At 70.3% G+C, this 11,369-nt stretch carries 12 protein-coding genes and 2 pseudogenes; 7 read left to right on the forward strand and 7 right to left on the reverse strand.

The features are described 5' to 3' along the window. From ACWDAG_RS47350 to ACWDAG_RS47365, 4 genes and pseudogenes are all read left to right on the forward strand, one after another. Positions 1-122: pseudogene (locus ACWDAG_RS47350) on the forward strand (sugar kinase); the annotation flags it as partial. A gap of 11 nt (positions 123-133) precedes the next feature. After that, positions 134-985, forward strand: coding sequence for a fumarylacetoacetate hydrolase family protein (locus tag ACWDAG_RS47355; RefSeq protein WP_450701801.1), 852 nt, complete (start codon positions 134-136; stop codon positions 983-985). Positions 986-1,020: 35 nt separating this feature from the next. After that, positions 1,021-1,785: an SDR family NAD(P)-dependent oxidoreductase gene (locus ACWDAG_RS47360; protein ID WP_450701802.1), complete on the forward strand. Its 765-nt coding sequence runs from the start codon at positions 1,021-1,023 to the stop codon at positions 1,783-1,785. A 2-nt stretch (positions 1,786-1,787) separates the two neighbouring features. Continuing rightward, the gene (locus ACWDAG_RS47365; protein WP_450701812.1) at positions 1,788-2,783 is read left to right on the forward strand and encodes an aldo/keto reductase; all 996 of its coding nucleotides are present in this window, start codon (positions 1,788-1,790) and stop codon (positions 2,781-2,783) included. 37 nt (positions 2,784-2,820) lie between these two features. Here ACWDAG_RS47365 and ACWDAG_RS47370 read toward each other — a convergent pair whose 3' ends face one another. Next, positions 2,821-3,660, reverse strand: a complete 840-nt coding sequence (locus ACWDAG_RS47370; RefSeq protein WP_450701803.1) for a LysR family transcriptional regulator — start codon at positions 3,658-3,660, stop codon at positions 2,821-2,823. A 93-nt stretch (positions 3,661-3,753) separates the two neighbouring features. On the opposite strand from ACWDAG_RS47370, the gene ACWDAG_RS47375 reads away from it, so the two are divergent. Next, on the forward strand, positions 3,754-4,491 hold the full coding sequence (locus ACWDAG_RS47375) for an SDR family oxidoreductase (RefSeq protein WP_450701804.1): 738 nt from the start codon (positions 3,754-3,756) through the stop codon (positions 4,489-4,491). Positions 4,492-4,561: 70 nt separating this feature from the next. Beyond that, positions 4,562-5,092 carry an amidohydrolase family protein gene (locus ACWDAG_RS47380; protein ID WP_450701805.1) on the forward strand — a complete coding sequence of 177 codons (531 nt, stop codon included), beginning with the start codon at positions 4,562-4,564 and terminating at the stop codon, positions 5,090-5,092. A 293-nt stretch (positions 5,093-5,385) separates the two neighbouring features. On the opposite strand, the gene ACWDAG_RS47385 is transcribed toward ACWDAG_RS47380, so the two are convergent. After that, positions 5,386-6,396, reverse strand: coding sequence for a sigma-70 family RNA polymerase sigma factor (locus ACWDAG_RS47385; protein ID WP_450701806.1), 1,011 nt, complete (start codon positions 6,394-6,396; stop codon positions 5,386-5,388). Positions 6,397-6,554: 158 nt separating this feature from the next. On the opposite strand from ACWDAG_RS47385, the gene ACWDAG_RS47390 reads away from it, so the two are divergent. Continuing rightward, complete coding sequence (locus ACWDAG_RS47390) at positions 6,555-7,184, forward strand: dihydrofolate reductase family protein (RefSeq protein ID WP_450701807.1); 630 nt, start codon at positions 6,555-6,557, stop codon at positions 7,182-7,184. Here ACWDAG_RS47390 and trpC read toward each other — a convergent pair. The 5 genes and pseudogenes from trpC to ACWDAG_RS47415 form a co-directional block, all read right to left on the reverse strand. Further along, on the reverse strand, positions 7,162-7,947 hold the full coding sequence (trpC, locus tag ACWDAG_RS47395) for an indole-3-glycerol phosphate synthase TrpC (RefSeq protein ID WP_450701808.1): 786 nt from the start codon (positions 7,945-7,947) through the stop codon (positions 7,162-7,164). The two genes, ACWDAG_RS47390 and trpC, sit on opposite strands and share 23 nt — an antisense overlap. 283 nt (positions 7,948-8,230) lie before the next feature. Continuing rightward, positions 8,231-8,953 carry a FadR/GntR family transcriptional regulator gene (locus tag ACWDAG_RS47400; RefSeq protein WP_450701809.1) on the reverse strand — a complete coding sequence of 241 codons (723 nt, stop codon included), beginning with the start codon at positions 8,951-8,953 and terminating at the stop codon, positions 8,231-8,233. Continuing rightward, positions 8,944-9,957 (reverse strand): aldo/keto reductase, encoded by a 1,014-nt coding sequence (locus ACWDAG_RS47405; protein WP_450701810.1) that lies wholly within the window; start codon positions 9,955-9,957, stop codon positions 8,944-8,946. Before ACWDAG_RS47405 ends, ACWDAG_RS47400 begins: the two co-directional genes overlap by 10 nt. A 36-nt stretch (positions 9,958-9,993) precedes the next feature. After that, positions 9,994-11,031, reverse strand: coding sequence for a PfkB family carbohydrate kinase (locus ACWDAG_RS47410; RefSeq protein ID WP_450701811.1), 1,038 nt, complete (start codon positions 11,029-11,031; stop codon positions 9,994-9,996). After that, positions 11,028-11,369, reverse strand: a pseudogene (locus ACWDAG_RS47415) (keto-deoxy-phosphogluconate aldolase); the annotation flags it as partial. The gene ACWDAG_RS47410 and the pseudogene ACWDAG_RS47415, both read right to left, overlap by 4 nt.

The following is an 11,369-nucleotide window of genomic DNA, read 5'->3' on the forward strand; positions in this document are numbered from 1 at the left end:
ATCGCCAAAACGTGGTGGGCCGGCTCGTCGAGGACCTGATCCTCCAGGGCGGCGTCGACATCTCACTGATCCGCTGGATACCCGGCCACGGCATCGGCCGCACCGCCTGCAACAGCTTGAACCAGGAGTCCATATGAAACTGCTTCGGATCGGGGCAACGGGAGAGGAAATCCCGGCGGTCCTCGGCGAGGACGGACGCATGTTCGCCCTCGCGGAGCTGACCGCCGACATCGACGGGGCGTTCCTCGCCACCGGCGGGACCGACAGAGCCGCGGCAGCACTGGCCGCCGGACAGTTGCCCGAGCTCGACCCGGCCGGGCTGCGCATCGGCGCGCCCGTCACACGACCGGGCAAGGTGGTGTGCGTCGGCCTCAACTACCGCGATCACGCGGCGGAGACAGGTGCGGTCGTCCCCGAGCGGCCGGTGGTGTTCATGAAGGACCCGGCGACCGTCGTCGGCCCGTACGACCAGGTGCTGATCCCGCGCGGCTCGGTGAAGACCGACTGGGAGGTGGAGCTCGCGGTCGTGATCGGCCGTGAGGCCCGCTACCTGGCGAGCCCGGACGAGGCAGCGGCGTGCATCGGCGGATACACCATCAGCCACGACGTCTCCGAGCGCGAGTTCCAGCTGGAGTACTCGGGGCAGTGGGACCTCGGGAAGTCCTGTGAGACCTTCAACCCGATGGGGCCCTGGCTGGTGACGCCGGACGAGGTGGCCGACCCGCAGGCGCTCGGCCTGCGGCTGGCCGTCAACGGTGAGACGAGGCAGGCCGGCCACACCAAGAACATGATCTTCGAGGTCGGGTACCTGGTCTGGTACCTCAGCCAGTACATGGTGCTGCGCCCCGGCGACGTCATCAACACCGGCACCCCGGCCGGCGTGGCCCTCGGCCTGCCCGGCACCCCGTACTTGCGCGAGGGCGACACGGTCGAGCTGTCCATCGACGGCCTCGGCACTCAGCGCCAGACCTTCGTCAACGCGTGAAGGGCAGAACTGATGCGCCGAGAGGAGTCGCAGGCATGAGGACGACAGACCTCGAAGGACTCACGGCACTCGTCACTGGAGGCGCCTCCGGGATCGGCCTCGCCACCGCGTCCCTGCTCGCGGAGCGCGGCGCGCGGGTCGCCGTCCTCGACCTCGACCCCGCGTCGCTGAAAGAGCCGCTACGGGGCTTCACCGCCGACGTCTGCGACGACACCTCCGTGCGTGCGGCGGTCGACGCCGCGGCCTCGGCACTCGGCGGGATCGACATCCTGGTCAACAACGCCGGCATCGGTGCGATCGGCAGCATCGAGGACAACCCGGACGAGGAGTGGCACCGCGTCCTGGACGTCAACCTGCTCGGGGTCGTCCGGGCCACCCGGGCCACCTTGCCGTATCTGCGCCGATCCGCCCACGCGTCGGTGGTCAACATCGGCTCCATCGTCACCACCACCGGTCTGCCGCAGCGGGCGCTGTACGCGGCGAGCAAGGGCGCCGTGCTCTCGCTCACCCTCGCCATGGCGGCCGACCACGTTCGGGAGGGCATCCGGGTCAACTGCGTCAACCCCGGCACCGTCGACACCCCGTGGGTCGGCCGGCTGCTGGAGGCTGCTCCCGATCCGGCCGCGGAACGGGCCGCTCTGAACGCCCGTCAGCCCACCGGCCGCCTGATCACCGCCGAGGAGGTGGCCGCCGCCATCGTCTACCTGGCCTCCCCCGCGGCCGCCTCGGTCACCGGCACCGCCCTCGCGGTCGACGGCGGCATGGCGGGCCTGCGCCTACGACCCGACGTGAGGCCATGACCATGCGCCAGAACATCCTCGGGCCCGGACCGGTGCGGGTCAGTGAACTCGCCTTCGGCGCGGCAGCGATCGGCAATCTGTTCACCCCGGTCTCCGACACCGAGGCCGAGGAAGCCGTGGTCGCCGCCTGGCAGTGCGGGATCCGGTACTTCGACACCGCACCGCACTACGGCCTCGGCCTCTCCGAGCGCCGACTCGGCGCCGTGCTGCGTGAGATGCCCCGCGAGGAATACACGATCTCCACCAAGGTCGGCCGTCTCCTGGAGCCCACCGACTCCCTTGCCGGTGACGACCTGGCCCACGGCGGCTTCGCGGTCCCCGCGACGCACCGCCGCCGCTGGGACTTCAGCGCCGAGGGCGTACGCCGCTCGTTGGAGGGCAGCCTCCAGCGGCTGGGCGTGGACCGGATCGACATCGCCTACCTGCACGACCCGGACGACCACGCCGAATGGGCCCTCACCGAGGCCTACCCCGAGCTGGAACGCCTGCGCGCGGAAGGCGTGCTCGGCGCGATCGGCATCGGCATGAACCAGGCCGAGCTGCCTGCTCGGTTCGTCCGTGAGACGGACATCGACTCCGTGCTGCTGGCCGGCCGCTACAGCCTGCTCGACCAGCGAGGCCTGGCCGAGCTCCTGCCGCTCGCTGCCGAGCGCGGCGTCGGCGTGGTGGTCGGCGGGGTCTTCAACTCCGGCCTGCTCGCTGACCCGAAGCCCGGCGCCACCTTCGACTACGCCGCAGCCCCCACCGAACTCCTCGGCCGGGCAACGCAGTTGAAAGAAGCGTGCGAGCGGCACGGCGTCCCGCTGCGCGCCGCAGCGCTCCGGTTCCCCTTCGGGCACCCGACCGTCGCCTCGGTCCTGGTCGGCACCCGCAGCGCCGACGAGGTGCGGGACGCCGCCGTTATGGTCAACCACCCCATCCCCGGCGCGCTCTGGGCTGAGCTCAAGAGATGCGGACTGCTGCCTGCCCACGTACCGACCCCGGCTGTGGAGGAGTGACAGGTCCGCCGACAGGTCGCCGAACTGGTGCTCTCAGTCAAAGGCGAGTTGCTACGCGAATCAGGTCGGCGACGGTACGAAGTCGGCTCTGCGACGGCCAGGCGATCACCGTGGTCACGGGCGGAGCGTCCAGGACCGGCACGGTGGTGAGATCCCGGCGCAGGTCGGTGCAGGCGGATTCGGGAATGATCACCGTGGTACGTCCGAGCGCGATCAGCTGGAAGAGCTGTGTCAGATTCCGAACCTCTGCCCCTGGTCCCTCCGGGTAGTTGCCGCCGGGATCGGGCCAGCGAGCCATCGGCAGTTCCGGTAGTGCGGTGACTTCGGCCATCCGGAGCCAGGAGCGGCCGGCAAGCGGGTGAGAGGTGGGCAGGATCGCCACCTGTCCCTCGGTGTACAGGACTTCGGTGTCGAGTCCGGCCGTTGAGTCGAATGGCAAGTGCAGCAGAGCCACGTCGGCCTGCCCGTCCCGCAGCAGTGTCTGTTGCTGGTGCGCCTCGCAGAGCAGCAGGTCGACGGTGGCTGCGCCGGGCTCCGCGCGGTAGGCGTCGAGCATTTTGGCCAGCAACTCGTCGGCGGTGCCGGATTTGACGGCGAGGACGAGGCGGGGGCGCCTTTGCGCAGCCTGCCGGGTGCGCCGCTCGGCTGCGGCTACCGCGCTGAGGATCGCACGCCCCTCGGACAGCAGCACGGCCCCGGCCTCGGTGAGCGTGACCTTGCGGGTGGTGCGCTCCAGCAGCGTGACCCCGAGCTGCCGTTCGAGCCGGGCGATTGCGCGGGACAGAGGCGGCTGGGCCATCTCCAGACGCTCGGCGGCCTTGCCGAAGTGCAGTTCCTCGGCGACGGCGACGAAGTACCGCAGCTCGCGTATCTCCATGCATGCACCGTAACTCCGTCGGACGCTCGATTTATGCCGATCAGGTATTAGTGTGTCACCAGGGTGGTGTTGGTGCATGGTCGAAGCGCGGCCATGCTCGCTGTCATGAGTGAGAAGACGATCGCGCTGGTCACCGGCGCGAACAAGGGAATCGGGTACGAGATCGCGGCCGGGCTGGGCGCATTGGGCTGGAGCGTCGGTGTCGGCGCCCGGGACGAGGAACGCCGGACGGACGCCGTGGCGAAACTGGTCGCGGCGGGTGTCGACGCGTTCGGCGTTCCCCTGGACGTGACCGACGACGCGAGCGTGACCGCCGCGGCGCAGTTGATCGAGGAGCGGGCGGGACGCCTTGATGTCCTGGTCAACAACGCCGGTGTCGCGGGTGGCTGGCCGGAGGAGCCCACGACCCTCGATCTGGAGACCGTGCGGCGACTGGTGGAGACCAACGTCATCGGCGTCATCCGGGTCACCAACGCGATGCTGCCGCTGCTGCGCCGCTCGGCGCACCCGCGGATCGTCAACCAGTCCAGCCATGTCGGCTCTCTTGCCCTGCAGACCACGCCCGGTGTCGACCTCGGAGGGATCAGCGGGGCCTACGCGCCGACGAAGACCTACCTCAACGCCGTCACCATCCAGTACGCCAAGGAGCTGAGCAACACCAACATCCTGATCAACAACGCCTGCCCCGGCTACGTGGCCACCGACCTCAACGGGTTCAGCGGTACGCAGACCCCTGCGCAAGGCGCGGCGATCGCCATCCGGTTGGCGTCTCTGCCCGACGACGGCCCCACCGGCCAACTGTTCGACGACAACGGAGTCGTGCCATGGTGACGGTTCGAGCCCCGATCAAAGCGTCGAGCCAACCACCGCTCCGAAATGAGTAGCACTCATTTCGAGGGCGTTGCAGTGGGCGATGCCCTCCGCGTTCATGAACGACGCGCTGCGGCCCTACATAGGGCCGGAGCGGTACGCGCGCCTGCACCCCGCCCACAGCCTGGCCAAGGCGGGGGCCCGGCTGGCCGGTGGCTCGGGCTGGCCGGTCGACCCGCTGCTGCCGTTCACCCAGATCGCCACCGCGATCGACCGCAGCAACCCTGAGGAGAACCGACCGCCCCTCGACATCCGGGAAGCGCTGACCCGGACCCAGTCGCTGGTCATGCACACCGCGGGCGCGGCGTACCAGCTGCACGACGGCGGCTCGGGAACCGTTCGGCCGGGCCGGCGGGGCGACCTGATCGTCCTCGACCGGGACATCACCAAGGTGCCGGAGAAGGACATCCGCGCCACCAAGGTCCGCTACACCCTGGTCTCCGGACGGGTGGTCCACGACGCGGAATCGGAGACGGGACGGGCCCGAACCGAGGCGGTGCAGCGCATGGGCACGCTGGGCGCCGACCGGGCACGCGGTGGTTCCTGCTGCCAAGGCCACTGATCCGGGCAGGGGACGCTGTCGGTTGATTCGAGGCCTGGTCGCTGCGCCCCGCTGCATGCAGCGGGGCGCAGCGCTGCCAATCCCGTCTGGCAGCAGAGTGCCGGTGCGACGACCGGGCAGGCGTGCGAAGCGCATACGGAAAGCCTCGTCGGCATACCGCGGGTCCGGCTGGTGGTCGCAGCGGACGGCGACGTGGCTGTCCTCCCCGTCGCCCCAGCGCTTGGCGGCCTTGTGCCGGACCGCGGGATCGGGGTCGTGCAGCGGTCCTCCCTCGTGGAGGGTCGATGATCCGACTATCGACTGGGGAGTGATCGGGGCAGCCCGAACCATGGGAGCACGCTGTTGTCGAATCGGGTCATGGCGCAGATCCGATCGCCGGTGAGAGTGAGGACGTAGAGGCCGACCCCGTGGCTGATGCCGTTGGGATTACGCAGGTAGGCCCCGAATGCCGGCTGGCCGTTGGCTCGCGAGGGGACGAGGTCGAACCTGCGGCCGGCGCCGAACAGGCCGGCGCAGAAGCGGGCCACGACGTCCCGGCCCTGGTATTCGAAGGGCATCGGGGGCATCGACATGAAGACGTCGTCGGTCAGGAGGGCCACCAGCGCACCCATGTCGGCCGACTCCCACGCATGGACGAACTTCGTCACGAGCGCGTCCTCGGCGGGCGAGCCGACGGCGGGAGGCGGCTGGTGGTCGGCGGTCGACTGTCGGCGGCGCTGCAGGCCGGCGCGCGCTCGTTTGAGGGCGCTGTTGACCGATTCGACGGTCGAGTCCAGCATCCCGGCCACCTCGCTCGCCTGGAATCCCAGGACATCGCGCAGGACGAGGACGGCGAGCTGGCGGGGCGGCAGGACCTGAAGGGCGGTGATGAAGGCCAGCGAGACGGATTCGGTCTGCTCGTAGCGGGCCTCCGGGCCGAGCGGCACCTCGACCGCACCCTCCAGGAGGGCACCGGGAAACGGCTGCAGCCATACGACCTCGCCGAGGCGGGTCGGCTCGGGCGGTTCGACCCCTGGCACGTCCCACTCCTTGGCCGGGCGCCGGCTGGCCGCGCGGCGCGCGTCGAGACACCGATTGGTGGCGATCCGGTACAACCAGGTGCGCAGCGAGGCGCGTCCCTCGAACCCGCCGAGGCTCTGCCAGGCGGTGAGCAGGGTGTTCTGGAGGGCGTCCTCGGCGTCCTCGAAGGATCCGAGCATGCGATAGCAGTGAACCTGCAGCTCTCGAAGGTAGGGCTCGGTCAGCTCCCGGAACGCCTGCCCGTCCCCGGCCCGCGCCCTTGCGATCAGATCGGCTGCCGCCATCCTCACCGTCACCTTCCTCCCGTATCTTGCCGCACTTCCCTCCTGTACAGGCGCCGGCCGAGGGGCGAACTGGGCGGTCGGCGGGCGCCCGGTTTCCCAGCGGCGCGGCGCCTGTACCTGCGTGGCCGACGACAACAGCGACGCGAAGGAGGAGCGGAATGGGAAAGATCGTGATGAGCGGACCGCAGAACGTCTCGCTCGATGGAGTGGTCCAGGACCCGGATGGCCAGGAGGGCTTCGAGCTGGGCGGCTGGTTCGTCCAGTTCGGGGGCAAGGATCTCGAAGAGTGGAACAAGGTCGCGCTCGAGGAGGCGCTACGCGCCGAGGCATGGCTGCTGGGTCGCAAAAGCTACGAGTTCTTCGGGGTGCGGTGGCAGCCCCGGAGCGGCGAGCTGGCGGACCGGTTGAACAGCATGCCCAAGTACGTCGTGTCCTCGACCGTCGAGGAACCCGGCTGGAACAACACGACGGTTCTGAAGGGCGACGTCGTGACCGAGGTTTCGAAGCTGAAGGAGGAGCTGGACGGAGAAATCGTCGTCCCTGCCAGCTATCGGCTCGGGCGCACGCTGATCGAGCACGACCTCGTCGACGAGGTGCGGCTGGTCGTCTTCCCGGTCGTGCTCGGGACCGGCGAACGCTTCTTCGGCGAGGCCATCGGCAAGAAGACCATGCGCTTGGTCGACACCAGGACCATCGGTGACGGCCTGGTCTTCCTCGCCTACGAGTTCGTCCAGCTCCAGACGTGCCGGTCCGAGCCGGACGCCGTTATGCTCCGGCCGTCTCGATGAACTCGCGCACGGCGGTGCGCGGATCGCCCGAGCGGACCAGTGCCTCGCCGACCAGCACCACGTCGGCTCCCCAGCCGCGGTACTCCGCCACGTCCTTCGGGCCCGTCACTCCCGATTCCGCGACCCTGACCGTGCCTTCCGGGATGGCGGTCACGAGGTCGGCGAACACGGTGCGATCCACATCCAGCGTTGTCAGGTCCCGCGCGTTGATGCCGAGGAGTTCGGCTCCCGCAGCGACAGCGCGCCGCACTTCGTCGGCCGTGTGCGCCTCCACCAGCGGCGTGAGACCCAACTCCTTGCACAGCCCCATCAGGTCGGCGAGCTGACCGTCGTCCAGGGACACGACCATGAGAAGCGCAAGATCGGCGCCGTGCGCGCGGGCCTCCCACAGCTGATAGGGGTCGACGATGAAATCCTTGCGCAGGACGGGCACGTCGACCCGGGCACGTACGGCGTCCAGATCCGCGAGCGAGCCGCCGAAACGCCTGCGCTCGGTGAGCACGCTGATCGCAGCGGCACCACCGGCCGCGTACTGGGCCGCGAGGGATGCGGGGTCGGGGATGTCTGCCAGCGACCCCTTGCTGGGGCTCTTTCGCTTGACCTCGGCGATGATGGACACCCCGGGCGCCCGGAATCCGGGCAGCGGGTCGAGTGCGGGTGCCGCGCCAGCTGCCCGGGAGCGCAGCTCCGCCAACGGCGTCGCACGCTTGCGCTCTTCCAAGTCCTCGCGAACTCCCTCAAGGATCCCGTCAAGAACGCTCATCGTCATCTCCCTGTCGAATCGTCTGCAGCAGTGGGCACCCCCCGGCTTGAGTGAGGCCGTGCATCCCCCACGTACAAGTCGTGCTCGAAGAAGGTTATTCGGATCGATCATGGCGTGTGTACCGGCCTGCCACACGGCGCGGAAGTGAACTCACGGCCGGCACCGGCGAGATCGCGAGGACCCCGGCGGCAGGTTGAGTGATCAAGGCCTTAACCACAAGAGGTCCGCAACATACATGGGGACCGCCGGATGCCCCCGGGCACGGGCAGGCTGTAGCCGCCCGTCACTTCCCCGCTGTCGTCCCGACGGGGAGCGGTTCGCCCGAGCGCAGGTGTTCCCGGAGCCACTGCTCGGTGTTGCTCACGTGCAGCAGTGCCGCTGCCTGGCTGAGGGTGGCGTCACGGGTGGACAGGGCGTTGAAGATGGCCTCGTGTTCGGCGAGGGTGCGGGCCGCGGCCTTGTCGTCGACCAGACCGCGCCAGATACGGGCGCGCAGGGTGCGGCCGGAGATCCCTTCCAGGAGGGTGAGGAGGGTCTCGTTGCCCGTGGCCGAGACGACAGCGCGGTGGAAGGCGGCGTCGTGGGCGTTGAGCCGTTCGACGTTGTCGCGGGCCTCGCGCATGGCGTCCAGGTGCCGCTTCACCTCGGCCAGCTGCTCATCGGAGATCCGCGTGGCGGCAAGGGCCGTGGCCATGGGTTCGAGGAGCCGCCGTACCTCCATGAGGTCCTGCAGGGCGACCGAGTCGCCCTGCAGCAGCTCCACCGCACCGCCGAGCCCCTCCAGGAGCAGGCTCGGCTGGAGGCTGGTCACATACGTGCCGTCCCCTCGGCGGACCTCCAGGACCCGCGCGACGGCCAGGGCCTTGACCGCCTCTCGGGCGAGGTTGCGGGACAGGCCCAGCTGCGCGGCCAGGTCCGGCTCGGGTGGGAGCTTCGAGCCCGGAGGAAGGGCACCGGTCCGGATCAGCTCACGGATCTGCTCGATGGCCTTGTCCGTCAGAGACACTGCGCATCCCTCCCTCCACCGTGCCCCGCGAGCACGTCCGACCTGATCAGCCCCTGCGCGCTCAGATCGTCCCAGAGGCCGTCCGGGACGTGCTGATCATGGAGTTCCACGTTTCGTCCGACCTGTTGCGGAGTCCGCATGCCGAGGGTGACGTTGATGATACTGGGGTGGGTGTACGGGAACGCGATCGCGGCGGCGGGCAGGCTGGTCCCGTGCGCCGCGCAGACGTCGGCGATCGCCCGGGCACGGTCGACCAGAGCCGGCGGGGCGTCCTGGTAGTCGTACTTCATGCCCTCGGCGGGCCGGTCACGGGAGAGCAGTCCCGAGTTGAACACGCCCACCGCCACCACGCTCTTGCCGAGGTCCCGCGCGGCGGGCAGGACGTCGTCCAGCGCCGACTGGTCCAGGAGCGTGTAGCGCCCGGCCAGCATCACCACGTCGGCGGCGGTCTCACGCAGGAAGCGGGCGAGCATCGCCGACTGGTTCATCCCGGCGCCGATCGCCCCGATCACACCCTGGTCGCGCAGCTCCGCGAGCGTGGGCATGGCCTCCTCCGCCGCCTGCCGCCAGTGGTCGTCCGGGTCGTGCAGGTAGACGACGTCCAGCCGGTCCAGGCCGGTGCGCTGCAGCGTGTCCTCGATGGAGCGCAGTACGCCGTCGCGGCTGAAGTCCCACTGTCTGCGCAGGTCGTCCCGTACGACGAATCCCTCGGCGTCCATTCCGCGTGGCTCCTCGTTGGGCACGAGCAGTCTGCCGACCTTGGAGGAGATGACGTACTCGTCGCGCGGACGGTCTCGCAGCCCGGCGCCCAGACGGCGCTCGGAGAGGCCGAGGCCGTAGTGCGGTGCGGTGTCGAAGTAGCGGATGCCGGCGTCCCAGGCGGCGTCGATCGCGGCGGTCGCGTCGTCGACCGGGGTGACGCGGTAGAGGTTGCCGATCACGGAGGCCCCGAAGCCGAGCTCGGTGAGCGAGACGGATGTGTTCTGGATGTTCCGCTGGTGCAAGTCGTGCTCCTGGGATACGGGCGGTGCGGGCGTCGGTCAGCGTCTGACGTGGGCCGACCCGCCCGCGATGAGCGCCTCGACCTCGGCGAGCGAGGCCATGGAGACGTCTCCGGGCGTGGTCATGGCGAGCGCGCCATGGGCGGTGCCGTAGGCCAGGGCGCGCTCCAGGCCGGCTTCGTCGAGAAGTCCGTGGATCAGGCCGGCGGCGAAGGCGTCGCCGGAGCCGATGCGGTCCAGGACCTGCAGGCCGGGCATCCGGGGGCCGGCGATGAAGCCGGTTTCGGCGGACCAGGCGGCCGAGGACCAGTCGTTGACGCCGGCCGACGGTACGCCGCGCAGGGTCGTGGCCAGTACTTTCGCCGCGGGCAGCAGACGGGCCAACTCGGCTAGGGCGTCCGCCACTTCCTCGTCCCCGATGCGCGTCTGTCCCGGGTACGTCCCGGCCAGGCCCAGTGCGCCCACGATCACGTCGGCGTGCCGGGCGAGCCGCAGGTCGGCCTCGCGGGCGGCGTCGGCGCCGCCGCGGCCGGCCCAGAGGCTGGGGCGGTAGTTGGGGTCGTAGGAGACGGTGACGCCGTGGCGGCGGGCCGCGGCCATGGCCTCGTCGGCGACGTCCACCGTGGTGTCGGACAAGCCCGCGAAGATGCCGCCGGTGTGGAACCAGCGCACCCCTGCCGAGAACACCGCGTCCCAGTCCACGTCACCCTTGCGCAGCTGGGAGACGGCGGTGTGCGCGCGGTCGCTGACGCCCAGCGCGCCGCGGATGCCGTAGCCGCGTTCGACGAAGTTGAGGCCGTTGCGGGCGGTGCGGCCGATGCCGTCGTCGGGCACCCAGCGGATCAGCGAGGTGTCCACACCGCCCTGGAGGATCAGGTCCTCCACGAGCCGGCCCACCGCGTTGTCGGCGAGCGCGGTCACCACGGCCGTCCGCAGGCCGAAGCAGCGCCGCAGCCCGCGGACGACGTTGTACTCCCCGCCGCCCTCCCACACCTGGAAGGTCCGGGCGGTCCGGATGCGTCCCTCGCCCGGGTCGAAGCGCAGCATCACCTCGCCGAGGGCCACCACGTCGATCACGTCATGCTCCTCTCCACCGCCTCGGCGGTCAGCCGGCGGATCTCCTCGTAGTCGCCCCGCTCCAGGTGGGCGGCGGTGGCCATCCAGCTGCCGCCGACGGCGAGGACCGACGGGTCGGCGAGGTAGGCGGCCAGGCGGGAGGCGTCGATCCCGCCGGTCGGCACGAAGCGCGTCCCGGGGAAGGGCGCCGCAAGCGCGCGGAGCGCCCGCAGGCCGCCGAGCGGCTCGGCGGGGAACAGCTTGACGGTGTCGAGGCCCGCCTTGAGGGCGCGCATCAGCTCGGTGGCGGTGGCGACACCGGGCACCACGGGCACCCCCAACTCCCGGCACTTGGCGAC

It is taken from the genome of Streptomyces sp. NPDC001157 (genome assembly GCF_053598255.1).